The sequence below is a fragment of the Qipengyuania zhejiangensis genome, assembly GCF_035607565.1.
In the GTDB taxonomy this organism is placed as follows: Bacteria; Pseudomonadota; Alphaproteobacteria; order Sphingomonadales; family Sphingomonadaceae; genus Qipengyuania; species Qipengyuania zhejiangensis.
Map to the genome: position 1 here is coordinate 639413 of NZ_JAYKGO010000003.1, position 22159 is coordinate 661571.

General features: G+C 64.2%; 26 protein-coding genes and 1 tRNA gene. 9 read left to right on the top strand and 18 right to left on the bottom strand.

Features of this window, described 5'->3' with window-relative positions:
* Window positions 1-279 precede the first annotated feature (279 nt).
* Window positions 280-370 (top strand) — tRNA-Ser (locus tag VR863_RS10740).
* Window positions 371-417: 47 nt separating this feature from the next.
* Here VR863_RS10740 and VR863_RS10745 read toward each other — a convergent pair.
* Window positions 418-2319 carry a M1 family metallopeptidase gene (locus tag VR863_RS10745; RefSeq protein ID WP_324828461.1) on the bottom strand — a complete coding sequence of 634 codons (1902 nt, stop codon included), beginning with the start codon at window positions 2317-2319 and terminating at the stop codon, window positions 418-420.
* A 195-nt stretch (window positions 2320-2514) separates the two neighbouring features.
* On the opposite strand from VR863_RS10745, the gene VR863_RS10750 reads away from it, so the two are divergent.
* A complete protein-coding gene (locus VR863_RS10750) occupies window positions 2515-3387 on the top strand; it encodes a glycoside hydrolase family 16 protein (RefSeq protein WP_324828462.1) in 873 nt (290 codons plus the stop codon).
* On the opposite strand, the gene VR863_RS10755 is transcribed toward VR863_RS10750, so the two are convergent.
* Together VR863_RS10755 and hemF are read right to left on the bottom strand one after the other, a co-directional pair.
* Window positions 3384-4283, bottom strand: coding sequence for a Rieske (2Fe-2S) protein (locus tag VR863_RS10755; protein ID WP_324828463.1), 900 nt, complete (start codon window positions 4281-4283; stop codon window positions 3384-3386). The two genes, VR863_RS10750 and VR863_RS10755, sit on opposite strands and share 4 nt — an antisense overlap.
* Complete coding sequence (gene hemF / locus VR863_RS10760) at window positions 4274-5131, bottom strand: oxygen-dependent coproporphyrinogen oxidase (RefSeq protein ID WP_324828464.1); 858 nt, start codon at window positions 5129-5131, stop codon at window positions 4274-4276. The genes VR863_RS10755 and hemF overlap by 10 nt, the downstream gene beginning before the upstream one ends.
* 44 nt (window positions 5132-5175) lie before the next feature.
* On the opposite strand from hemF, the gene pdeM reads away from it, so the two are divergent.
* Window positions 5176-5880 (top strand): ligase-associated DNA damage response endonuclease PdeM, encoded by a 705-nt coding sequence (gene pdeM / locus VR863_RS10765; RefSeq protein WP_324828465.1) that lies wholly within the window; start codon window positions 5176-5178, stop codon window positions 5878-5880.
* 204 nt (window positions 5881-6084) lie between these two features.
* Window positions 6085-6603 carry a translation initiation factor IF-3 gene (infC, locus tag VR863_RS10770; RefSeq protein WP_324828466.1) on the top strand — a complete coding sequence of 173 codons (519 nt, stop codon included), beginning with the start codon at window positions 6085-6087 and terminating at the stop codon, window positions 6601-6603.
* Window positions 6604-6683: 80 nt separating this feature from the next.
* Here the strand turns inward: infC and VR863_RS10775 are convergent, their stop codons facing one another.
* Complete coding sequence (locus VR863_RS10775; RefSeq protein ID WP_324828467.1) at window positions 6684-8615, bottom strand: S9 family peptidase; 1932 nt, start codon at window positions 8613-8615, stop codon at window positions 6684-6686.
* A 126-nt stretch (window positions 8616-8741) separates the two neighbouring features.
* On the opposite strand from VR863_RS10775, the gene VR863_RS10780 reads away from it, so the two are divergent.
* The 3 genes from VR863_RS10780 to VR863_RS10790 all read left to right on the top strand — a co-directional run bounded on the left by VR863_RS10780 (window position 8742) and on the right by VR863_RS10790 (window position 12467).
* Entirely contained in the window at window positions 8742-10154 is a 1413-nt protein-coding gene (locus tag VR863_RS10780) for an SLC13 family permease (RefSeq protein WP_324828468.1), read from the top strand.
* Window positions 10155-10299: 145 nt separating this feature from the next.
* Entirely contained in the window at window positions 10300-11565 is a 1266-nt protein-coding gene (locus VR863_RS10785) for a cystathionine gamma-synthase family protein (protein WP_324828469.1), read from the top strand.
* Entirely contained in the window at window positions 11562-12467 is a 906-nt protein-coding gene (locus VR863_RS10790) for an ATP-grasp domain-containing protein (protein ID WP_324828470.1), read from the top strand. The genes VR863_RS10785 and VR863_RS10790 overlap by 4 nt, the downstream gene beginning before the upstream one ends.
* Here the strand turns inward: VR863_RS10790 and VR863_RS10795 are convergent.
* On the bottom strand, window positions 12464-12997 hold the full coding sequence (locus VR863_RS10795; protein ID WP_324828471.1) for a J domain-containing protein: 534 nt from the start codon (window positions 12995-12997) through the stop codon (window positions 12464-12466). The two genes, VR863_RS10790 and VR863_RS10795, sit on opposite strands and share 4 nt — an antisense overlap.
* Before the next feature lie 153 nt (window positions 12998-13150).
* Between VR863_RS10795 and VR863_RS10800 the strand changes: the two genes are divergently transcribed.
* Window positions 13151-13300, top strand: coding sequence for a hypothetical protein (locus tag VR863_RS10800; RefSeq protein WP_324828472.1), 150 nt, complete (start codon window positions 13151-13153; stop codon window positions 13298-13300).
* 60 nt (window positions 13301-13360) lie between these two features.
* Here VR863_RS10800 and pal read toward each other — a convergent pair whose 3' ends face one another.
* The 13 genes from pal to hisB all read right to left on the bottom strand — a co-directional run bounded on the left by pal (window position 13361) and on the right by hisB (window position 21529).
* A complete protein-coding gene (pal, locus tag VR863_RS10805; RefSeq protein ID WP_324828473.1) occupies window positions 13361-13873 on the bottom strand; it encodes a peptidoglycan-associated lipoprotein Pal in 513 nt (170 codons plus the stop codon).
* 76 nt (window positions 13874-13949) lie between these two features.
* Complete coding sequence (tolB, locus tag VR863_RS10810; RefSeq protein ID WP_324828474.1) at window positions 13950-15335, bottom strand: Tol-Pal system beta propeller repeat protein TolB; 1386 nt, start codon at window positions 15333-15335, stop codon at window positions 13950-13952.
* Window positions 15332-16135 (bottom strand): energy transducer TonB, encoded by an 804-nt coding sequence (locus VR863_RS10815; RefSeq protein WP_324828475.1) that lies wholly within the window; start codon window positions 16133-16135, stop codon window positions 15332-15334. The genes tolB and VR863_RS10815 overlap by 4 nt, the downstream gene beginning before the upstream one ends.
* A 10-nt stretch (window positions 16136-16145) precedes the next feature.
* Window positions 16146-16625, bottom strand: coding sequence for an ExbD/TolR family protein (locus tag VR863_RS10820; RefSeq protein WP_324828476.1), 480 nt, complete (start codon window positions 16623-16625; stop codon window positions 16146-16148).
* Window positions 16625-17323, bottom strand: coding sequence for a protein TolQ (tolQ, locus tag VR863_RS10825; protein WP_324828477.1), 699 nt, complete (start codon window positions 17321-17323; stop codon window positions 16625-16627). Before tolQ ends, VR863_RS10820 begins: the two co-directional genes overlap by 1 nt.
* The gene (locus VR863_RS10830) at window positions 17320-17772 is read right to left on the bottom strand and encodes a YbgC/FadM family acyl-CoA thioesterase (RefSeq protein ID WP_324828478.1); all 453 of its coding nucleotides are present in this window, start codon (window positions 17770-17772) and stop codon (window positions 17320-17322) included. The genes tolQ and VR863_RS10830 overlap by 4 nt, the downstream gene beginning before the upstream one ends.
* A gap of 73 nt (window positions 17773-17845) precedes the next feature.
* A complete protein-coding gene (locus VR863_RS10835; protein WP_324828479.1) occupies window positions 17846-18226 on the bottom strand; it encodes a histidine triad nucleotide-binding protein in 381 nt (126 codons plus the stop codon).
* A complete protein-coding gene (locus tag VR863_RS10840; RefSeq protein WP_324828480.1) occupies window positions 18226-18540 on the bottom strand; it encodes a phosphoribosyl-ATP diphosphatase in 315 nt (104 codons plus the stop codon). The genes VR863_RS10835 and VR863_RS10840 overlap by 1 nt, the downstream gene beginning before the upstream one ends.
* A 37-nt stretch (window positions 18541-18577) precedes the next feature.
* Window positions 18578-18739 carry a hypothetical protein gene (locus VR863_RS10845; RefSeq protein ID WP_324828481.1) on the bottom strand — a complete coding sequence of 54 codons (162 nt, stop codon included), beginning with the start codon at window positions 18737-18739 and terminating at the stop codon, window positions 18578-18580.
* Between the two features lie 74 nt (window positions 18740-18813).
* Window positions 18814-19587, bottom strand: coding sequence for an imidazole glycerol phosphate synthase subunit HisF (gene hisF, locus VR863_RS10850; RefSeq protein WP_324828482.1), 774 nt, complete (start codon window positions 19585-19587; stop codon window positions 18814-18816).
* A 7-nt stretch (window positions 19588-19594) separates the two neighbouring features.
* Window positions 19595-20320, bottom strand: a complete 726-nt coding sequence (hisA, locus tag VR863_RS10855) for a 1-(5-phosphoribosyl)-5-[(5-phosphoribosylamino)methylideneamino]imidazole-4-carboxamide isomerase (protein WP_324828483.1) — start codon at window positions 20318-20320, stop codon at window positions 19595-19597.
* Window positions 20317-20943, bottom strand: coding sequence for an imidazole glycerol phosphate synthase subunit HisH (gene hisH, locus VR863_RS10860; RefSeq protein ID WP_324828484.1), 627 nt, complete (start codon window positions 20941-20943; stop codon window positions 20317-20319). Before hisH ends, hisA begins: the two co-directional genes overlap by 4 nt.
* Window positions 20936-21529 (bottom strand): imidazoleglycerol-phosphate dehydratase HisB, encoded by a 594-nt coding sequence (hisB, locus tag VR863_RS10865; protein ID WP_324828485.1) that lies wholly within the window; start codon window positions 21527-21529, stop codon window positions 20936-20938. The genes hisH and hisB overlap by 8 nt, the downstream gene beginning before the upstream one ends.
* Window positions 21530-21643: 114 nt before the next feature.
* On the opposite strand from hisB, the gene VR863_RS10870 reads away from it, so the two are divergent.
* A complete protein-coding gene (locus tag VR863_RS10870) occupies window positions 21644-22147 on the top strand; it encodes an SspB family protein (protein ID WP_324828486.1) in 504 nt (167 codons plus the stop codon).
* Window positions 22148-22159: the final 12 nt, after the last annotated feature.

Sequence of the window (22159 nt, forward strand, 5' to 3'; positions counted from 1 at the left end):
CTTGCCACCGATTTTCCGGCCGCGCCACCGCTTCGCCGTCAACTGGCCGCCATCTGGCCGCCGGCTGGCCAACGGGTCATGCAAAAGCCCCTCCCCGCGCGTTTTGGAGGGCGGAAAGGGGCTCTGAAGCGGTGTTCGCAGGGAATGCCATTCCGCGCAGCACCGCTGCCGGAACAGGTTGTATCACTAAATTCACAAAGTGGAATGTCCCGGCACCGCTTCGGCTTGCGATTCCCACCAGTGGCCGCTAGACGCGCGCCTCTGCCAGATCAGGCATGCGGAGCGGTGGCCGAGTGGTCGAAGGCGCACGCCTGGAAAGTGTGTATACGGTAACCCCGTATCGTGGGTTCGAATCCCACCCGCTCCGCCACTGACCTTGCGGGCCCCAAAGGCCTCGCAAGGTCCGCCTGCGGCCCGTCAATCCGAAGCCAGCACCCGATCGACACCGCGCTGGGTCACCGCGTGGTAGCTGGCCCGCGTCCTGGCGTAGATCCGCGTGGCGATGGGGCGGCCCCAATCGCCCTGATTCCACAAGGTGGCGAACAGCGGACGAACGAACTTTGCCCGGCCCACGCGTGCCAGAAACGCCTCGGCCTGCGGGACGGCGGGTTCGTAGCGGTTGGCAAGCGCCAGCTCGAGCCAGAGGAACAGTTCCTCGTTGTTGCCGGTGGCCGACAGCTTCAACCGATCATCCAGCAGGGCGAGACGCGATCCGTCCAATTCCTGCGGCAGGTTCTGCAGGAAACGCTGGCGTTCTGCCGATGTCCATGCGGCCCAGTCGGACGGGATCGTACCGTCGGCGGCGTAACGCTGCGACGCCGCGTCGCTGGTTGCGAAGGCGGCCGGATCGGGCTTGGCCACGTTGTCCGGCAGGCCCGGCGCATAGATCCATTCCTTCAGTTTCAATTGGTCCGCTTCCGCTGCGCTGCCGGCAAGGTTGGCCTTCATGTCTTCGTAGATCATGTTCGATGTCGCCGGCTGGAACGCATGACCATCGAACCATTGACGCAGCCACGCATCGAACCGTTCGCGGCCCACGGCCCTTTCCAGCGTGCGCAGGAACGCCGCGCCCTTGTTGTAGACGATGGCCGAACCGGCGCTGTCGGTGCCATCGGGCTGGTGCAACGCGGTGCCCGGCGCATCCGCGCCCACTTCGTCGAGCGTTTCGAGGATCGCCATGTAGTCGAGCGCGACTTCCTGGCGGGCGCGCTTGGTGCCGTAGATTTCTTCCACGATGCGGTTCTCGAAATAGGACGTCACGCCTTCGTTGAGCCATCCGTCGCCCCACACCGCGTTGGTCACCAGGTTCCCCGACCAGCTGTGCGCCAGTTCATGCGCGACCAGGCCCGTCAGGCTGCGGTCCCCCGCGATGAAAGTGGGCGTCAGGAAGGTCATGACCGGGTTTTCCATCCCCCCGAAAGGAAACGCCGGTGGCAGCACGATCATGTCGTAACGGCCCCATCGGTAAGGCCCGTAAAGCCCCTCCGCGGCCGTCACCATGTCTTCGGTGTCCGCCACTTCGTAACGCGCGCTGGCAAGAACGGACGGTTCCGCCCACACGCCGGTGCGCGGGCCGATCGCGGCGAAATCGATATCCCCGGCGGCGATCGCGATCAGGTAAGGGGGGACGGGCTTGTCCATCACGAAACGGAACGCCTGGCGGCCATCGCCAAGCTCTTCGGGCTCACCCTGGGCGACGCCCGACATCACCACGTCGAGCGGCTTGGGTGCGGTAATCCGCGCTTCCCATGTCTGGCGAATTCCGGGGCTGTCCTGCGTGGGAATCCACGTACGGTTGAGGATCGCCTGCCCCTGGCTGAACAGGAAGGGATGCGTGCCGCCAGCGGTCTGTTCCGGGCTGAGCCATTGCAGCGCGGCGGCATCGGCGGGCGCGGCATAGGCGATGCGTATCTGGCGGGCATCCCCGATGGCGATGGTCAACGGCGCGCCCTTTTCGGCATCGGTCGCCGTCGCGCCGATGGTGAACGCAAGCGGTGTACCGTCCGCGCCGGTCACGCTGGAGATTTCAAGCCCGTTGGAATCGAGCACGATCTCGTCGGCCCCCGGGGCCGCCATGACATCGAGAACCGCGGTACCGCCGACGCGCTTGGCATCGAAATCCAGCGCAAGGTCGAGCGCCACATGCGTCACGCGCGCGATTTGCGGGCGCGCGTATGTCGCGATGTCGAGCGCGTCGGCGCTTGTCAGGATCGGCGCAACCCGTGCATCCATCGGGGCCTTTGCAAGCGGTTCGGTGTCGATGGTCGTGCAGGCGGTGCTTGCGAGCAGCAGGGCGATGGGGGCAGCAATGCGGCGCATGGGAGGTCTCCAGGGCTATCTGTTCGGCACCGGATGGCGACCCGGCACTTGGTTACAATGCGGCAGCCTATCGCCCATCCTGCGCCCGCGCGCCAGAGCCACGCACGAAAACGTATCCGCAAGGCTGGACGCAGGGTTTCAATTCCGCAATGATAACGTTCACAGAACCGCAAAGGTCTGAATTGGAGAGTTTCGATGACCCGTTTTGCATTCACCGCTTCGCTGGTCGGTGCGCTTGCCGCCCCACTTGCCGCCCAGGATGACCCGCAGGACCGCACGCTGGTGTTTTCGGATGAATTTGACGCGCCCGCTATCGATCGGACCAAATGGAACGTCATCGGGCCCGATTTCTGGGTCAACAACGAACAGCAGGCCTATATCGACGATCCCGCGGTGATCGGCTTCGTCGACGGCGTCAAAGGCGCGCAAGGCGGGGTGCTGATGCTTCGTCCGCTGCACAAGCCGGGCGCCGACCCCCACCCCGACCGCAAGGCCGATTTCGTTTCCGGGCGGATCGACAGCCGCGAGAAGTTCGACTTCACCTATGGCCGGGCCGAAGCCCGCATCCGGATGCCCGATGCCGAAGGTGTGTGGCCGGCCTTCTGGCTGCTGGGCAACGGCAAGTGGCCCGACACGGGCGAAATCGACATCATGGAATATGTTGGCGAAAAGGACTGGACCGGCGTCGCCCTGCATGGCCCCGGCTATTCCGGCGAGACGCCGCTGGTGAACAAGTTCTTCTTCCCCGAAGGCGTCGATGTGACCGAATGGCACGACTTCGCCGTCGAATGGACGAAAGACGCGATCCTGTTCGAAGTCGACGGCCACGTAACCTACCGTGTGACCCGCCCGATGGTGGAAAATTACGGCAAGTGGCGCTTCGATACGCCCAAGTACATCATCCTGAATTTCGCAATGGGCGGCGCCTACCCGTTCAAGACCAACCGGATCGAGAAACCGTACAACGGCATTCCGGCCGCCACGGTCGAAAAGGTGCAGGCGGGCAATGTTGCGATGCTGGTCGACTGGGTGCGCGTCTGGGCGCCGAAGGACCAGCCCGAAGACTAGACCGTGCCGTTGGCCCCACGCACGACCAGACGGCCATCTTCGATCGCCGTCTGGTAGATTGCCAGCGCGCCACAGCGGCCACGGGATTCCACGCCGCTGGTCAGGTCGAAGCGATATCCGTGCCAGGGGCATGTAATGGTGCCCTGATCGTCGCCGGTGGCGGTGTCGAGCGGTGCCAGCGCGTGCGGGCAACGCGCCGCGTGCGCCCGCCATGCGCCGCCCGCGTAGCGCACCAACACGCGGTTCGCGCCTGACATTCCCTCATGCACCCGCCCCCGGTCGAGAGCCGCTTCAGGCCCCATATCGACGGCCGCAATATCCTCCACCCCGGCGGTTGACCCGCGCCGTGCCTTGCGCTCGTCCAGCGCGTCCTGGCGCCCGCGCATCAGGGTTTCGTCCTCGTCGTAAAGCGTGGCGTATTGCGCCTGCAGATAGGCGAGGATCATTGCCGCCTGCTGTTCGCTTTCGGGGGCCTGCGGTAGATAGAACCGCACATCGACAGTGATCCCGCCGTTCGGACTGGCGCTTGCCTGCGTGTGGATCTGCGTGCCCTTGCCCGCCCCTTCGACCACGGTCGTTGCCCAGTAGTGGCGCGGTTCGTCCACCAGCAATTCGATCAGCTGGGTGCCCGCTCCGTTCGGTAGCGCGGTCTTGCAGCGCCAGCCCCACGTTCCAGTCTCCACCGGCGCGATCGCGGCGAAGGACGACGGGTGGACGAACGGCAGATGTTCCCAATCATACGCGTTTTCCATCATGCGCGTCAGATTGGACGGGATTTCGCGCCTGTACGCGCCGAGAAAATGCAGGCCGTCCAAAGCCGCGGGGTCGATGGCCCGGTTCCGTCCCGCCAGGTCCGCCCGGTCGGCGTCGGTGACGGTGATCTGGGTCAGCTCCACACGGCCTCGGGCGGCAGGCTCATCAGGATTGCGTCGATGTTGCCCCCGGTCTTGAGCCCGAAAAGCGTTCCGCGATCGTAGACGAGGTTGAACTCCGCATAGCGCCCGCGCCACTCCAGCTGGGTCTGCTTTTCGGCCGGGGTGAATTCGCTGTCCATCCGGCGGCGCACCAGCTTGGGATAGATATCGAGAAACGCGTCCCCCACATCGCGCGTGAAGGCGAAATTGCGTTCGAATGCGGCATCGTCGGCGCATTCGAGATGGTCGTAGAATATCCCGCCGACGCCGCGGTGAACCCCGCGGTGGGGGATGTAGAAATAGTCGTCCGCCCACTTTTTGAAGCGTTCGTAATAGGTGGGGTTATGCGCGGCACAGGCGGCGCGAAAGCGGGCGTGGAATTGCTCGGTATCTTCCTCGTAAGGGATCGGCGGGTTGAGATCCGCCCCGCCGCCGAACCACGCGGCGCTGGTCGTGAGGAAACGCGTGTTCATGTGCACGGCGGGCACGTGCGGATTGGCCATATGCGCGACCAGGCTGATGCCGGTGGCGGTAAAGCCGGGCTGTTCCGCGCTGGCGCCGTTGACCTGCGCCGCAAATTCGGTGGAGAAATTGCCGCGCACGGTCGAGACATTGACCCCGACCTTTTCGAACACCTTCCCCTTCATCAGCCCGCGAGTGCCGCCGCCGGGATCGGCATTGCCTTCTTCTTCGCGCTGCCAGCTGTCGTATTCGAAGCTGGCGTCGGAGCCAGCCTCGCGTTCGATGGCCTCGAATTCGGTGCAGATGCTGTCGCGCAGGGCTTCGAACCAGTCTTTCGCGCGGGCGGTATGGGGGGTCCAGTCGGTCATGGCGCGGACTTGCCATTCCAGAGCGCCTGCGGCAATAGCCCGCCATGGTTCCCCTTTCGTTCGCTGGCGAGGAATGGCTCCTCACCGAAGGCCGCGCGCTTTACTGGCCGCGCGAACGTGCGTTGCTGGTTGCGGACCTGCACCTTGAAAAAGGAAGCTTTTTTGCCCGCCACGGCCAGATGATCCCGCCTTACGACAGCCGCGAAACCCTGGAGCGGGTGGCGCTGGCCATCCGCGAAACGGGTGCGCGCCGGGTGATCACGCTGGGCGACAACTTCCACGATTCGGAAGGTTCGGCGCGGCTCGAACCCCATGCGTGCGGAATGCTGGAGGCGCTCACCAAAGCGGTCGACTGGGTCTGGATTACCGGCAATCACGATCCCGATATGGATGCGCGGTGCGGCGGCAGCCTGGCCGAGGAACTGGAGGTCGGCGGGGTCATCCTGCGCCACCGCGCGCAAAAGGGTGAAACCCGCCCCGAACTGTCCGGTCATTACCACCCGCGCCTTCAGGTCAAGGTCCGCCAGCGGATGATCCGCCGCCCGTGCGCGGTGGTGAGCGCCAACGAGGACGTTGACGGTAAGCCGTCGGGCCGGATGATCCTGCCCGCGTTCGGTGCCTTTACCGGCGGAATGAACGCCGCCGATCCGGCGATCCTCACCGCGTTGCAACCGGCCGAGCGGATCGATGCGGTGGTGCCGGCCGCGGGCAAGCTGGCGCGGTTCAACCTGTGGCGCAGCGCCGCCTGACGCAAAGCGCGCTTCGGACCCGCCGCCAGCAGCCCGATTGCCTGCCATCCGGCGCGAAACGACACGCGCGGAACCGCCTTTGCGCGCCCAAATCAAAAGACTCGTGCTTCTCCCTAGCGGAAGGGCGCATTTCTCCCTACATAGCGCCCTTGTAATTGGCAGAATCAAGGAGACAGCCCCATATCCCGTCCACCCCGGCGCAGCATGCAAATGCCCGTGAAAAGCGGCCCGCGCTTTGACAATTTCATTCAATCGCCCAAGGTTCGCGTGATCGATCACGAAGGCGAAAACCTTGGTGTGATGTTCACCCGCGAAGCGATGGAACAGGCCAACGAACTCGGCCTCAACCTCGTTGAAGTGTCCCCCAATGCGGACCCGCCGGTGGCAAAGTTCCTCGATGTCGGCAAATATCGCTACGAGGCGCAGAAGAAGGCGAACCTCGCGCGCAAGACGCAGAAGACGCAGGACATCAAGGAAGTGAAGATGCGTCCGAACATCGATGTCCACGACTACGAAGTGAAGATGCGCAACGTGGTCAAGTTCATCGAACAGGGCGACAAGGTGAAGTGCACCTTGCGTTTCCGCGGTCGCGAAATGGCCCACCAGCAGCTTGGCCTGGATCTTCTCAACCGCGTCCGTGACGATGTCGAGGAAATCGCCAAGGTCGAAAGCTTCCCACGCCTCGAAGGGCGCCAGATGCTGATGGTGCTCTCGCCCAAGTAAGGCGACGACCCATCATCCAGACCCAAAAAGGGGGCGAGCCGCGTGGCTCGCCCCCTTTTCGTTGGCGCACAGCCGGCGGTTCAGCGGCCGATATGTTCGTCGAGGAACTCCAGATAGGCTTCGGACGCCGTGATGCGGTTGGTCTTGCCCCGGAAGCCGTGCCCTTCGTCGGGAAAAAGCACGTATTCGACCGGCACGTTGTTGGCCTTCACCGCGGCAACCAGCTCGTCGCTTTCGACCTGCAGGACGCGGGGATCGTTGGCCCCCTGGACCACCAGCAGCGGCTTGACGATGTTGGATGCATGAAACAGCGGCGAAATCGCGCGGTGGCGGGTCTCGTCCGTTTCCGGGTCGCCCATTTCATCGTACAGGGCATCGCGGAAGCTGCCCCACCATGGCGGGATCGACTTCAGCGTGCGCACCCAGTTGGTCACCCCGAAGATGTTCACCCCCGCATCGAAGACCTCGGGATGAAACGCCAGCGCCGCGGCCACCATGTAACCGCCGTAGGACCCGCCCATGATGGCGATGCGATCGTTGGCCACCCAGTCCAGGCCCTGGAGAAAGCCCTTCGATGCGACGACATCCTTCAGATCGACATCGCCATGCCTTTTGTCGTCGAGATGGAAGAAGGTCTTTCCGTAACCGGACGAGCCGCGGTTGTTGATCGCGTAAACGGCATATCCGTTGTTGACGAGGTGCTGGATCATCGCGCTGTAACCGCGCGTGCTCTGCCCGCCCGGCCCGCCGTGGACCAGAACGACCGCGGGCACTGGCTTATCCGCGCTTGCCCCGTGGGGGCGGAACAGGATGCCGGGTATTTCCAGCCCGTCGTAGCTTTTGAACCGCGCGACCGTGGAGGTCACCAGATCGCTTTCGTCGATCGCCGGATTGAGCGCGGTTGTCAGGCGGGTGGCCTGCCCGTTGCCCAGGTCGGCCACGTAGATATCGACCGGCGAGGTATCGGACGAAACGGTGAAGGCGATACGCTTTTCATCGGCGTCGAACCGGATGCTTCCCAGGCTTGCCTCGGGCAAACCCTTAAGCGTGACGGTCTTCTGCGTGACATCGTCGAAAATTTCCACCTCGGTCAGCGCATCGGCGTTGATGCCGCTGACCCGGTATCGGCCCGACGGCGAAAATTGCACGAAGGCAACGTCCCAGCCGGCCTCGATCACCGCGGCCCGTTCACCGTCCAGAAGATCGAGGCTCCACGCCTGGTTGAATTCGCCATGTTCGTCCGTGGCGTAGACCAGCGCGTCGTTGTCGCGGTTGAATGTGTATGCGCCGTAGCTGACGTTGCCTTCATGGGGGGTGACAAGCCGCGGTGCGGGTTCGTCGGCGGCAAGGTCGACCAAATAAAGGTCGCTGTCCGCGCTCGAATTGGCTTTCGACAGGGCGACCCAGCGCCCATCGCCGGATACCGCATCCACACTGAAGGCACCTTCGTTGGTGAACAGGCGGCGGCGTTCGTATGTCGCGGCGTCATAGGCATAGAGATCGAACGCAGCCGGATCGCGTTCGTTGGTCGTGGCGAAGAAGGTCTGGCCGTCATCGCTCCACCCTGCGAAACCCGCCTTGACCTTCTCTCCGGGTGAAAGGTCGCACACCGTGCCGTCTTCTTCGCGCACGAACAGGTGGTTGAGTTCGTCGCCGCCATTGTCCGCCGTGAACAACAGGCGGCCATCGCCGGGAAAGAAGCTGGCCCCGTAGGTCGCATCGTCAGCAGAAGCGGTGAGGGGCACCGGGGTGCCGCCATCGACAGGCATCAGATAGGCGTTGAACACACCGGTCGCATCGCTGTTGACCAGCACGAACCGGCCATCGGGCGAAAAATTGAAGCCTTCCGGCGAACCGACCGAATAGGACGTCGACTGAAAGAACTGCTCGGCGGTGTAGGTCTTGATGTCCACCTGCTCGGCGGCGGCATGGCCTTCGTGCGACTGTGCGGAGGCGGGCACTGCGATGGCGACGAGCGATACCGCCGCCAGAAGTGCAAACGATCGGACCACGGCAATTCTCCTGTATGATTCGAATAACACACTACGGGTATGCCGAGTCCGCAGGAACGGCAAGTGCCCACGTTGCCCTGGGCTCGGCCCGCTGGTAGCACGGGCCAAGAGAGGGGCGATGCCATCATGACGGCCAAACGGATCGGGTTCATTCTCGGCGCACTGGCGCTGCTGTTGGCGTGCGTGGTGCAGCCACCCGCCGGGATGCCTCGCGAAGCGTTCGTGACGGCAGGGCTGGTCGCGCTGATGGCCGCCTGGTGGATGACCGAAGCCCTGCCGCTGACGGCCACCGCGCTGATGCCGTTCCTGGTGCTGCCGTTTGCCGGAGTCCTGACGGCAAAGGAAACCGCCTCTGCCTATTATTCGCCCATCCTGTTCTTGATCCTGGGCGGGGCGTTCATCGCCCTGGCGATCGAGCGTACCGGACTGCACCGGAGGCTGGCGCTCGCCCTGTTGCGCATGGTCGGATCGCGCGGCGGACAGACGGGCGTGCTGCTGGCCTTCATGGGCACGGCCGCGATCCTGTCGATGCTCATTTCCAACACTTCGACCGCGCTCATCATGATGCCGATGGCGCTTGCGGTGCTGCGTGGCGGGGGTTCGCAGGACGGCGATACCGAAGGCCTGGCCGGTGCCTTGCCGATGGGCATCGCCTTTGCCGCCAGCATCGGTGGGCTTGGCACACTTGTCGGATCGCCCACCAACGCCATTGCGGTCGGCCTGCTCGACACGCTGACGGGAACGCGGATCACCTTTGCGCAGTGGGCCTTCTATGGGCTGCCGGTGGTCGTGCTCGGGGTGCCGCTTGCCGCCTATCTGGTGGCGCGCGTGCAGAAAGTTGCTTCAAGGCCCTTTGACACGGCTGCGGCGCGCACCGCCATCGACACCCATTCGGCCTGGTCGAGCGCGGAGCGGCGGCTTGTTCCCGTGGTGGCGGTCACCTTCCTGCTGTGGATGGGGCAGATGTGGATCGCGCCCTACCTTCCCGAAGGGTCGTTGACCGATGGGACCATCGCCATCCTGATGGGCCTTACCCTGTTCCTCCTGCCCGACGGGACCGGCCGCCCTCTGCTGACATGGGAAGAAGCCGATCGTGCGCCGTGGGGCGTCATCATGATGTTTGGCGGCGGCCTGGCGCTGGCGGCGGGGATGGCGGCCAGCGGCCTGGCCGACTGGCTGGGTCAGGCGCTGCTTCCGCTCGAAGCGTGGCCGTTGGTGCTGGTCGCCATCGCGGTTGTCGCCATGGTGGTGCTGATCACCGAATTTGCCAGCAACGTGGCCACCGCCAGCGGCATCATCCCGGTTGTCGCCAGCCTCGTGGTGGCCCTTGGCGTCGATCCGGTGCTGCTCGCAATGCCGGCCGCGCTGGCGGCAAGCTGGGGCTTCATGCTTCCGGCGGGTACCGGACCGAACGCCATCGCCTGGTCCACCGGGCGCATCCGCATCGAACGCATGGTCAAGGCGGGCCTGTTGCTGGACCTGTTCGGGATCGTGATGATCGTTGCAGTGGTTTGGGGAATGAACACGCTGATCGCTTGAAAACTCGCGCGCCGCTACGTAATCGGTCGCGCAATGATCGGTCCGGTCGGAGAGGCGTTCCTGCGGAGGTTAGGGACGGGCGCCGCCGGAGGCCCCACCGGCTCCCGCCTTCCTGGGAGTGTTATGCAGGAAGGATGCTCGCCCCATGAGCGACGTCACGAAAATCAACGGCCGCCCCCTCAAGCCCAGCACCTTGATGATGGGCCACGGATATGACCCCGTTCTATCCGAAGGCAGCCTGAAAGCGCCGATTTTTCTCACCAGCACCTTTGCCTTCCCCAGCGCGGCCGACGGCAAGCGCCATTTCGAAGGCATCACCGGCAAGCGTCCCGGCGGGGCGGACGGACTGGTCTATTCGCGGTTCAACGCGCCCAATCAGGAAATCCTCGAAGATCGCCTGTCGATCTGGGACGGGGCCGAAGACGCGCTGAGCTTTTCCAGCGGCATGACCGCCATCTGCGTGCTGCTGCTGACCTATGCGGCGCAAGGGGACGTGATCGTCCATTCCGGGCCGCTCTATGCCGCGTCGGAAGGGTTCATCGCCAAATGGCTGAGCAAGTTCGGGGTGACCTATGTCGATTTCCCCGCGGGCGCGACCCGCGAACAGATCGACGCGGTTCTGGCCAAGGCCAGGACGCAGGCTGCCGGCAACGGCGGCAAGGTCTGCATGATCTACCTCGAAAGCCCGGGGAACCCGACCAACGCGCTGGTCGATGTCGAGGCGGTGCGCGCCGCGCGTGACGCCGCGCTTGGCGCCGACTGCCCGATCGCCATCGACAACACCTTCCTCGGGCCGCTGTGGCAGCGCCCGCTGGATCAGGGGGCCGATATCGTCGTCTATTCGCTGACCAAATATGTCGGTGGGCATTCCGACCTTGTTGCAGGCTCCATCGCCGGCGCGAAGAAGTGGATGGACCCGGTGCGGATGCTCCGCAACACGATGGGCGGGATTTGCGATCCGAACACGGCATGGATGCTGTGCCGCAGCCTTGAAACGGTCGAACTGCGGATGCAGCGCGCAGGCGAAAATGCGGCCAAGGTGTGCGAGTTTCTGGCTGCGCATCCCAAGGTCGAAGGCCTCGGCTATCTCGGCATGATCAAGGATACCCGCCAAAAGGACATCTACGACAGGCATTGCCTTGGCGCCGGTTCGACCTTCTCGCTGCTGCTCAAGGGCGGCGAGGCGGAATGCTTCCGCTTCCTCGACAGCCTCAAGATCGCCAAGCTTGCCGTCAGCCTCGGCGGGACCGAAACCTTGGCGAGCCACCCGGCATCGATGACGCACCTGTCGGTTCCCGACGAACGCAAGGCCGCGCTCGGCATCGGCGATAACCTTATCCGCATCAGCATCGGCATCGAGGATGCGGACGATCTGATCGCCGATTTCGACCAGGCGCTGGGGGCGGTGTGACCCGTATCGGATTTCTGGCGTGCGCCGACACGTTGCCGCCGGAACAAGGCAGCGTGGACGAACGGCGCGGCGATGCGTTCGAGCACGACCTCGAGATTGCCGCGCTGCGTCCGGCGTTCGCAGACGCTGGTCTCGATCTGATTGAAATCGATTGGCGCGCGCCGCTTGGCGCGTTTGACGGGATGGCGCTCGTCCTCCTCGGCACGGCGTGGGACTATCAGGATCATCCGGACGAATTTCTGGCCAGGCTGGACGCTCTGGAACGCCGCGGCATTGCCGTGTGCAATCCGCCCGAAGTGGTCCGGTGGAACGCGGAAAAAGCCTATCTGAATGACCTTGCGGCGCGCGGTGCGACCATTGTTCCCACGCTGTGGCTGGATGATGCCGGCCGCGAGGATGTCGTGGCTGCGATGGACCATTTCGGAACCGATCGGGTGGTGGTGAAGCGGCTGGTCGGGGCCGGCGGGTTCGGCCAGCACAGCTTCACCCGCGAAGACCTGCCCGATGCAGGCTGGCACATGGGCCGGGCCTGCATGGTCCAGCCCTTTCTTCCCAGTGTCGTCGACGAAGGCGAATACACCTTTGTCTTTGTCGACCGCGAATTTTCGCACGGGGTGCTGAAACGCGCCGCGCAGGGGGAATATCGCATCCAGTCGCTCTATGGCGGCTTCGAATGCGGCTATTCGCCATCGGCACAGGATCTCGCCACCGCGACGGCCGTGGTCGCCGCCCTTCCCTTCGACAGCGTGCTGTATTGCCGGATCGACATGGCCCGCCTGCCAGGCGGCGAGCTGGCCGTGATGGAAGCGGAAATGATCGAACCCTATCTGTATCCCGTCCAGGGACCGGACCTGGGTGATCGCGTGGCGAAGGCGGTGGCCGCAAGGCTACGTGCGGCCTAGCCCTTCCACTCGCGCCGTTCCTCGGCCGATTTGAGCACTTCGTAAGCGACCTGGAATTTCTGGAATTCGGCAGCAGCGTCCTTGTCGCCCGGTTTGACATCGGGGTGGACGGTCTTGGCCTTTTCGCGCCACGCCTTCTTCACCGCCGCAAATTCGGCATCGGCTTCGAGTTCGAGAATTTCCAGCGCGCGCATTTCGTCCGCGCTGCGCGATCCGTCCCCGCTGCCGGCCCAGCCGTAATGCTGCGCTTCGGCATAACCGGCGTTTTCGCTGCGTTCCGCCTTGGCGCGCTCTTCCTTTTCCGCCTTGTCCAGACCTTCGAAATAATCCCACTTGGAATTGTATTCGGCGGCATGCTTCTGGCAGAAATACCAACGGTCCGGGCTGTTGGGCGCTTTGGGCGCAGGGCAATCGCCGGGCTCTTCGCAACCGTGCCGGTCGCACAGGCGCACCCGCGCCGCCTCGCGCGCGGATTCGTATCCTCGCCATCTGGGGAAGCCCCAGTCGTTCGAACGCCGTGGCTTAGGCATGGGCGGCTAATGTCGTTTGTCGGGCGGGCATGGCGGTCAATCTAGGCGTAGTGGCGCTCAGCGCAAGGATAGGGAACCAGTTGCAATCTGAAATGTTGCATTGCAACTATTGGTTGACGATTCGGCGCTAAGGCGCTGGCCGAGAGAAGAGAAATGAGCAAGCAGCTAAACCTGTCCGCATCGATCAGTGTGATCCTGACCGCGTTTTTCGCCCTTGCCGTGAGCGTGGGCGGCACTCGTGCCGAACTTCCCGGTCACAATGAGGTCGGCGCTTCGCTCTATTCGGTATCCATCGGTCGCTGACCCTCCCCCCAACAGGGTGACCGATTGGTGGGCTCCCGCGCTGCGGGAGCCCTTTTTTTGTCAGTTGATGACGATGGTGGCGGCGCGGCGGTTCTGCGCCCAGGCGGCTTCGTTCGAGCCCAGAGCAACCGGGCGTTCCTTGCCGTAGCTGACCGTGCGGATGCGGCTGGCCGGAATGCCAACCGACACCAGGTAATTCTTCGCCGCATTGGCCCGCCGTTCGCCCAGCGCGAGGTTGTAATCGCGCGTGCCGCGTTCGTCGGCGTGACCTTCGATGGTGAAGTTCAGCGTGGGATACTGGCTGAAATACTGGGCCTGCGTCTGCAGCTTGGCCGAATCTTCGGAATCGATGTTGTAGCGATCGGTGTCGAAATAGACGGTGGTGTTGGCCACGCCCACTGCTTCGGAGAAATGCTGCTGCGTACCGACGCCGGCACCGGCATAAACTTCGTCGGGCACCTGCGTTGTCGTTTCCGTCGGAGGCGGCGGCAGTTCCTCGGGTGCCTTCTTGGCGCACGCCGCCAGGGCGATGGTCGATGCAAGCATCAGGCTTGTTGCAATACGGGTATTCATAATGCTGTCCCCTTATATACAGCGTGGTGAAGTCGGCTTGCCCCCCGAAATCGGCCCCCTGTAGTATTCAATGCATTCACGGCAGGATCGGTCCCCACGCCGGATCCGATGCATCGACCGGAGTGGGCAGGCTGCGTTCGTTCTCGCCTGTCAGGTCGACCTGCCACAGCGACGTCTTGCCAGTGTTGCGCTCCGTACGGAAGAACTGAATGATGCGGCCGTTGGGCGCCCATGTCGGCGCTTCGTCCTGCCAGCCGCGCGTCAGGCTGCGCATTCCCCGTCCGCTGGGGCTCATCACGGCAACGTTGAAATTGCCCGCGATGTGGGTGAACGCGATCTGGTCGCCGCGGGGGCTCCATTCCGGTGTCGCCGCCCTGCCACCGAAGAACGACAGGCGGCGCTGGTTCGAACCGTCGGCGTTCATGATATAAATCTGCTGGCTGCCGGACCGGTCGCTTTCGAACACGATCTGGCTGCCGTCGGGGGAATACGACCCGCCGATGTCGATGCCCGGCGTATCGGTGAGCCGCCGGCTTTCACCGCCCGATGCCGACACGCGGTAGATGTCCGTGTTGCCGTTGACCGCCATCGAATAGAGAATGGAGCGTCCATCCGGGCTCCACCGCGGGGCAAAGGTCGGGTTCGAACTTTGCGAGATGAGCGTCTGGCGGCCCGTTCCGATATCGTAGACGTAAATGCGCGGGTTGCCGTCGACATAGCTCAGATAGACGAGCTTCTTGTAGTCGGGCGAATACCGCGGGGTGAGCGCAGTGGACTGCCCTGTCGTGATGAAGCGGTGGTTGGCCCCGTCGCTGTCCATGATGGCGAGCCGCTTGGTCCGGTTATCTTTCGGACCCGTTTCCGCGATATAGGCGATACGGCTGTCGAAAAACGGGCTTTCGCCGGACAGGCGCGAATAGATCAGGTCGGCGCACTTGTGGGCCGCGCGGCGCCAGTCGGCGGGCTGAACCACCCAGCCTTCGCGTACGAGCTGCTGTTGCAGCGCCATGTCGTAGAGATAGCACCCGACCGTCAGCTTGTTGTCGCTGCGCGCGCGCACATAGCCGTGGACGAGCATTTCCGCGCCGCGATTGGACCATGTGGAATAAGCGGGATCGGTGATTTCGCCGAAGCGCGGCTGGGGAAGCGAATCCGGACCCGTGGGTTTGAACAAGCCGTTGTTGCGAAGATCCGCCGTGATGACCCGCGCCAGTTCCTTGCCCAACGCCGCTGTCCCGTTGGAATGGGCGGGCGTCGAAACATCGGCGTCCGTGGCGAAACCGGGGATGGCAATTCCAAGATCGTCGAGATTGCCTTCGAAACTGACCGAACCGGTAAGGCCCTCGCTCTCCTCGACGGTTTCGACTTCACCGCCTTCGGGAACCGGCTGGCCAAGATCCTGGTTTTGGGCGGCGACCGGCGATGCGATCAGGGCGAACGATGCGAAAAGAACATATTTCATTGTGCTAGTCTCCAGTCGAAGCCGAAGGGTCCAACCACCTTCCAGGCTTCGTAATATTCATCCGGCAAGTCGAATGGGGCAGCCAGTTGCACGGCGCGAATGGCCTGTTCGCCATGACGCCCGGCCTGGGCGCGATTGGTATCGCTGACCCCGGTCTGGCGCACGATGCTGGGCGCACCGGCAAGCGATCCGTCGGGATTGAGGCGGAACCGCAAATAGGTGGTGATCCGTTCCACGTCGGGCCCGCTGGGCGGTTGCCAGTGGGGCTTGATCTCGCGTGCGATGGCCTGGACGAGCGAGGCTTTCGCGCTGGCGCCAATCTGCGAGGCCGGGACGCGGGTTTCGTCCGTGGTCGTGCTGCCGCCCGCGCCTTCGAGGAAATTGTCGCTCAAGCGCGAACCGCCCGTACGTTCGGACCGGCGTTGCTGCGGCTGCGTGCGGGGCGGATCGGGCCGGCGACGCTCGCGCGTATCGGGGCGCGCGGTCGGCGCGGGCACTGGTGTCTGCACGCGCGGTTGAGGCGGGGTGATCTCGCGCGGCGCGGGTTGTTCCAGCTGGGGTGCAGGCGCCGGGGCGTCGGACAATGTCGGCGCGGTGGCCGCGCGGCTTTCCGGCACGGGATCGGGCGCGGTCGCTTCCATCCCGACATCTTCGGCCAGATTGACCGTCATCCGCTGCGGCTGGGGGATAGCTTCGCGATCCGACGGCTGAAGCAGGAGCACGCCGAACAGGACCAGATGCAGGATCGCGGCGACCAACAGGCCCACCCTTTCCTCTGTCCGCAAGGCTGCTGCTCCCATGGCCACCGCGCTATGATTCGTCAGATGAACTGTTGTTGACTGGTGCTGCGCCGGAACCGCTGCCGGTCACCAGCGATATGCGATTGAGCCCGGCACGGTTGAGTTCGCCCATGACGGCCATGACCCGGCCGTAATCCAGCCCGCGATCGGCGCGCAGGGTGATGTCCGGACCGTCGCCGGTACGCGGCAGGTTTGCCAGCGCCTGCGGCAACCCGCCAACGGGCACCCGCTCGTCGTCGATGTAGACATAGCCTGCCTCATCGATGCTGAGCGTGATCTGCTCGGCTTCCTGCGGCAGGGCGGCGGCACGGCTGTCGGGCAGGTTGATCGGGACCCCTGCGGTCAGCAATGGCGCGGTCACCATGAAGATGATCAGCAGCACCAGCATGACATCCACGAACGGCGTCACGTTGATTTCGGACATCGGGCGCCGTCTCGCCCCGCGCCGGGACCTGCCGCGCGCCCCGCCCGATGCAAGACCCATCGCCATCAGCGCGTTTCCAGCTGGCGGCTGAAATTGGCGTGCAGCTTGTCGGCGAACCGCTGGAGACGCGCCTCGTAACGGTCGACCCGGTGGCTGAACCGGTTGAAGGCGATCACGGCAGGAATGGCCGCGAACAGGCCGATGGCGGTGGCGAACAGCGCTTCGGAGATGCCCGGCGCGACCACGGCAAGCGACGAACTTTCCTGGGCGCCGATCTGGAAGAAGCTGTTCATGATGCCCCAGACGGTGCCGAACAGGCCCACGAAAGGTGCCACCGATCCGACCGTGGCGAGGAAGTTGAGCCGTTCGGCGATATCGTCCGCCTCAAGCGCGATCTGGCTGTCCATGGCGCCCGCGATGCGGCCCCGCAGGGCTTCGGCGTCGCGCACTTCGCCCTTCGTCGAACGCCTCCATTCGGAAACCGCGGCCTGCGCCACGCGTGCCGCCGGAATATCCTTCTTGCCGCGTTCGGATGCAAACCGGTCGAAGCTTTCCGCCTGCCAGAATTCGCTTTCATACGCGATCGTCTGGCGGCGCAGCTTGGCCATCCTCAGGCTGAAGCTGACGATGATCATCCACACCCAGACGCTGGCCAGCAACAGGCCGGTCATGACCAGCTGGACGACGATGTCCGCATCGAGGAACAGGCGGACCGGATCGAGCCGTGTCGGCGCCGCAGCGGCAAGGAGGGTAAGTGCGCTCATGTGTTCCCTTGGTCAGCAAAGCGCGCAAAGGCCGCGCGCCATTCTGGAGGCTGGCGACGGGGCCGGCCTTCCGGTGAAACGAAGCCGACGCGCAAATGTGCCTCGGCCAGCAGGTCGTCGCCGCGATACGCCTTCTGGTGCATCCGGCAAGACGCCGCACCCAGTTCGGTGCAGCGGGTTTCGATCAGCACGTCATCGTCGAGCCTGGCCGGACGAAGATATTTGAGCGTAAGTTCGGATACGGCATACGCGCCTTCGCCCGCTTCGATCGCGGCGCGCTGGTCGATTTCCAGACGGCGCAAAAGGTCGGATCGCGCGCGTTCGAACCAGCGCAGGTAATTGGCATGATAGGTGATGCCCGACAGGTCGGTGTCCTCGTAATAGACACGCACCGCGTAAAGGTGGCGGCTACCGTCGAGCACTCCGTCAGGGGGATTGGGCATGGTCATGTGATGCGTCGGCCCTTAGCCGACCGTGGAGTCGCGCCGCAACGCGAAACGACGAAGTGAGGTAATCCAGCGATCAGCGGCGCAGGATCATGGGGCCGAGCGGCTGCCCGCCGAAGATATGGACGTGCAGGTGCGGCACTTCCTGTCCGCCATGGGCGCCGATGTTCGCCATCATCCGGTAACCCGGCTCGACTAGCCCCTTGTCGCGCGCCACCTGGCCCACCGCGCGGATGAAACCGGCGATTTCTTCCGCCCCGGCCTTGGTGCTGAAATCGTCCCAGCTGACGTAACGCCCCTTGGGGATCACCAGCGTGTGAATTTCCGCCTGCGGATTGATATCCTCGAACGCGAAGGCCCATTCGTCTTCATAGACCTTGTTCGAGGGGATTTCCCCGCGCAGGATCTTCGCGAAAATGTTGGTGTCGTCATACGGCTGGGTCGGGTCGATCGGCATTACGCGCTCCTCGATGCTTTTTCGTCGATGCCGGAGGTGCCTTCGCGGCGGTCGAGTTCGGCCAGAACCTCGTCGAGCGATACGCCTTTGGCGGCCAGCAGCACCATCAAGTGAAACAGGACATCGGCCGCTTCGCCGACCATGTCCTCGCGGTCATCGCCAAGTGCGGCGACCACGGCTTCGACCGCTTCTTCGCCCAGCTTGCGGGCGATCACCGGCAGGCCGCGATGGTTGAGCTGCGCAACATAGCTGCTCGAGGGGTCAGCCCCTTTGCGGGCGGCGATGGTGGCTTCGAGGCGGGCGAGTGTGTCCATGGGCCGCGCTATGCACGCGGCGCCCGAGCGGCGTCAATCAATCGTGGTCGCGGTTGATCAGGAAGCGGCCAACGATGATGCCCGCCAGGGCAACCCCGATCAGCACCAGGCCACTGGGTTCCGACAGCCGCGCAGCAAGGCCCGCAGGTCCGCCCATGTCGGCAAATTGGGCGGAAAGCGATATGACCTGGCTCGACATGCTGGCGCCATGGCACCGCGCAGGGCGACCCGCAGTGTCCGCATCATCGGCGTCCCATTGCGGGACGCACGCTTTCAGCCGCGCGCGGGCAACCCCGCGGCGCGAAGCGCGGCATGGGCCTGCGAAATGGTATGTTCGCCAAAATGGAAGATCGACGCGGCCAGAACGGCACTGGCATGGCCTTTGGTCACACCTTCGACGAGATGATCGAGCGTACCGACGCCGCCGCTGGCAATGACGGGAACGGGCACACTGTCGGCAATCGCGCGGGTCAGTTCCAGATCGTAGCCGGCCTTGGTTCCGTCACCGTCCATCGAGGTGACCAGAAGTTCGCCTGCGCCAAGGTCGGCAAGGCGCACCGCGTGTTCGATGGCATCGATGCCGGTCGGCTTGCGCCCGCCATGGGTATAGATTTCCCAGCCGCGAAAGCCCCCGCCCTTGGTTTTCGCGCGGGCATCGACGCTGGCAACGACGCATTGGCTGCCGAATTTCTCCGCGATCTCGCGAACGAGTTCGGGCCGGTCGACCGCGGCGGAATTGACCGCCACCTTGTCCGCGCCTGCCAGCAACAGCGCGCGCGCGTCCTCCACACTGCGGACCCCGCCGCCCACGGTCAGCGGCATGAAACACACCTCTGCCGTACGGCGAACCATGTCGAGCAAGGTGCCGCGCCCTTCATGGCTGGCGGAAATATCGAGAAAGCACAGTTCGTCCGCGCCGGCACGGTCATACGCCTGCGCCTGTTCGACCGGATCGCCCGCATCCTTAAGGTCGACGAAATTGACGCCCTTCACCACGCGCCCATCGCGCACATCGAGGCAGGGAATGACGCGGATACGGACGGTCATTCGGGCATCACCGGCTGGCCATTGCCAGAGCCGCCGCGAGGTCGAGCCGCCCGTCATACAGGGCGCGGCCGGTAATCACGCCTTCGATCCCGTCATTCGTGTGGAGGGTGAGGACATGAATGTCGTCCAGCCCCTTCACCCCGCCGCTGGCGATCACGGGAATGTCCACGCGCCGCGCCAGGTCCACGGTCGCTTCGATGTTCACGCCCTTGAGCAGTCCGTCGCGGCCGATATCGGTGAACAGCAGGCTGGCAACTCCGGCGTCCTCGAACCGGCGGGCCATGTCCACCACGGTTACGTTGGACACCTCGGCCCAGCCTTCGGTTGCGACCATGCCGTCGCGCGCATCCACGGCAACGACGATGCCGCCTTCGAATTCGCGCGCCATGTCCTTTACGAATTGCGGATTCTTGAGCGCCGCGGACCCGATCACGATGCGCGCCACGCCAAGGTTGAACCAGCCCTCCACCGCCTCGGGCGTGCGGATGCCGCCGCCCAGTTGGACGTAGCCGGGAAATTCCTCGACGATCGCTTCCACCGCCTCGCGGTTGCGGCTTTCGCCTGCAAAGGCGCCGTCAAGATCGACAACATGCAGGTGCTGGGCACCCGCCTGCGCGAAGGCGACGGCCTGCTGGGCCGGATCGTCCCCGTAAACCGTGGCGCGGTCCATATCGCCTTCGGCAAGACGCACCACCTGGCCGCCCTTCAGGTCGATTGCGGGAAATACGATCATGGTTTCCACTCCAGAAAGCGGCTGAGGAGGGCAAGCCCGTAATGCTGGCTTTTTTCGGGATGGAACTGGACACCCAGAACATTGTCGCGCCCGACCGCCGCGACCAGTCCGCCGCCATGATCGGTCATCGCCAGGATATCGCGTCCGCTGGCGGCGTGGAAGTGGTAGGAATGGAGGAAATACGCCTCGCCTTCCTCGACCACGTCATGATCGCGTGCGTGCGGCGTAAGCGCCACGTCGTTCCAGCCCATGTGCGGCACTTTCACGGTGGTATCGGTCGGCGTGATCAGCCGCACTTCGCCCGCGATCCAGTCCAGCCCCGGGGTTTCGCCATGCTCCAGCCCCCGCGTGGCGAGCAATTGCATGCCGACGCAGATACCGAGAAACGGAGCCCCGCCCACGAACACGCGCTCGCGCATCGCCTCGATCACGCCTTTTTCGGCGCGCAGACCCGCAGCACAGGCTCCGAAACTGCCGACGCCGGGCAACACTATCCGGTCGGCGGCACGCAGCACATCGGGATCGGCGGTGACCTTCACTTCGGCCCCGACCCGCCGCAGCGCGTTCTCGACGGAATGCAGATTGCCCGCGCCGTAATCGACGAGAGCGACCACCTCAGCCACCGAGTTGCCCCTTGGTGCTGGGGATTGCCCCGCCCTTGCGCGGATCGATTTCCACCGCAGACCGCATGGCGCGCGCGAAACCCTTATAGATCGCTTCGCAAATGTGGTGGTTGTTGGTGCCGTACAGCAGTTCGACATGCAGCGTCAGGCCGCACGTCTGCGCAACCGAATGGAACCAGTGTTCGATCAGTTCGGTGTCCCATTCGCCCAGTCGTTCCTGGCTGAAACCGGCCCGCCAGACGATATACGGCCGCCCCGAAATATCGAGCGCCACACGCGCCAGCGTTTCGTCCATCGGCGAATAGGCGCTTCCGTAACGGGCGATCCCGCCCTTGTCGCCGAGCGCGGCGGAAAGGGCCTGGCCCAGCGCCAGCGCGCTGTCTTCGGTGGTGTGGTGCTGGTCGACGTGCAGGTCGCCATCGACTTTCATGGTGACGTCGATCAGCGAATGCTTGGCGAACTGTTCGACCATATGATCGAGAAAACCGATGCCGGTGGCGACATCGTATTTGCCTGTCCCGTCGAGATTGACCTCGACGAGAATCTTTGTTTCCGCTGTGTTGCGTTCGATCCGGCCTGTGCGCATGGCGACGGCCTATAGGCCAAGCGCCGCGTGGCGCAAGAAATTGAACCTGCTTACAGGGTAAAGAGTAGCTTAAAGCGCTTGACCCAAGGCACATGCGGATACACCTAGGCCCCCATGAGCGACGATGCGCCCGATAGCCTGATCCCTTACGACTCCATTGTGCAGGAGGCCCTGCGTGCCGTGGTCGGCCGCGTGCTTGGCGAAATCGAGGACGGCGGCGGCGAATTGCCCGGCGCCCACCATTTCTACATCACCTTCAAGACCCATGCGCCCGGCGTGACCATCCCGGCCAGCCTGCGCGAACGCTTCCCCGACGAGATGACGATCGTCCTGCAGAACAAGTTCTGGGGCCTGAACGTGCGCGAAGACGGATTTTCCGTGGGATTGTCGTTCAACCAGGTGCCTGCCGAACTCGACATTCCCTATGCCGCGATCACGCAATTCGTCGATCCCGCCGTCGATTTCGGTTTGCAGTTCCAGGCCACCGTGGCCGACATGGCGCCCGCTTCGACCGAACATCCCGAAAACGACGGGACGGAACAGGGCGACGATGGGGACGTTAAGGGTGCAGACGACGGTTCCAATGTCGTCACGGTCGATTTCGGCCGCAAGAAGTAAACCGCAGGGGCC

Bases quoted from the DNA above. Each gene is read 5' to 3' on its own strand.
- tolB (WP_324828474.1), bottom strand. From the start codon at position 15,335: ATGAAATATGTTCTTTTCGCATCGTTCGCCCTGATCGCATCGCCGGTC.
- hemF (WP_324828464.1), bottom strand. From the start codon at position 5,131: ATGACCGACTGGACCCCCCATACCGCCCGCGCGAAAGACTGGTTCGAA.
- VR863_RS10745 (WP_324828461.1), bottom strand. From the start codon at position 2,319: ATGCGCCGCATTGCTGCCCCCATCGCCCTGCTGCTCGCAAGCACCGCC.
- VR863_RS10835 (WP_324828479.1), bottom strand. From the start codon at position 18,226: ATGCCGATCGACCCGACCCAGCCGTATGACGACACCAACATTTTCGCG.
- VR863_RS10750 (WP_324828462.1), top strand. From the start codon at position 2,515: ATGACCCGTTTTGCATTCACCGCTTCGCTGGTCGGTGCGCTTGCCGCC.
- tolQ (WP_324828477.1), bottom strand. From the start codon at position 17,323: ATGAGCGCACTTACCCTCCTTGCCGCTGCGGCGCCGACACGGCTCGAT.
- infC (WP_324828466.1), top strand. From the start codon at position 6,085: ATGCAAATGCCCGTGAAAAGCGGCCCGCGCTTTGACAATTTCATTCAA.
- VR863_RS10780 (WP_324828468.1), top strand. From the start codon at position 8,742: ATGACGGCCAAACGGATCGGGTTCATTCTCGGCGCACTGGCGCTGCTG.
- hisF (WP_324828482.1), bottom strand. From the start codon at position 19,587: ATGACCGTCCGTATCCGCGTCATTCCCTGCCTCGATGTGCGCGATGGG.
- VR863_RS10870 (WP_324828486.1), top strand. From the start codon at position 21,644: ATGAGCGACGATGCGCCCGATAGCCTGATCCCTTACGACTCCATTGTG.
- VR863_RS10820 (WP_324828476.1), bottom strand. From the start codon at position 16,625: ATGGCGATGGGTCTTGCATCGGGCGGGGCGCGCGGCAGGTCCCGGCGC.
- VR863_RS10800 (WP_324828472.1), top strand. From the start codon at position 13,151: ATGAGCAAGCAGCTAAACCTGTCCGCATCGATCAGTGTGATCCTGACC.
- VR863_RS10845 (WP_324828481.1), bottom strand. From the start codon at position 18,739: ATGTCGAGCCAGGTCATATCGCTTTCCGCCCAATTTGCCGACATGGGC.
- VR863_RS10830 (WP_324828478.1), bottom strand. From the start codon at position 17,772: ATGACCATGCCCAATCCCCCTGACGGAGTGCTCGACGGTAGCCGCCAC.
- VR863_RS10840 (WP_324828480.1), bottom strand. From the start codon at position 18,540: ATGGACACACTCGCCCGCCTCGAAGCCACCATCGCCGCCCGCAAAGGG.
- VR863_RS10785 (WP_324828469.1), top strand. From the start codon at position 10,300: ATGAGCGACGTCACGAAAATCAACGGCCGCCCCCTCAAGCCCAGCACC.
- pal (WP_324828473.1), bottom strand. From the start codon at position 13,873: ATGAATACCCGTATTGCAACAAGCCTGATGCTTGCATCGACCATCGCC.
- VR863_RS10815 (WP_324828475.1), bottom strand. From the start codon at position 16,135: ATGGGAGCAGCAGCCTTGCGGACAGAGGAAAGGGTGGGCCTGTTGGTC.
- hisB (WP_324828485.1), bottom strand. From the start codon at position 21,529: ATGCGCACAGGCCGGATCGAACGCAACACAGCGGAAACAAAGATTCTC.
- VR863_RS10795 (WP_324828471.1), bottom strand. From the start codon at position 12,997: ATGCCTAAGCCACGGCGTTCGAACGACTGGGGCTTCCCCAGATGGCGA.
- pdeM (WP_324828465.1), top strand. From the start codon at position 5,176: ATGGTTCCCCTTTCGTTCGCTGGCGAGGAATGGCTCCTCACCGAAGGC.
- hisA (WP_324828483.1), bottom strand. From the start codon at position 20,320: ATGATCGTATTTCCCGCAATCGACCTGAAGGGCGGCCAGGTGGTGCGT.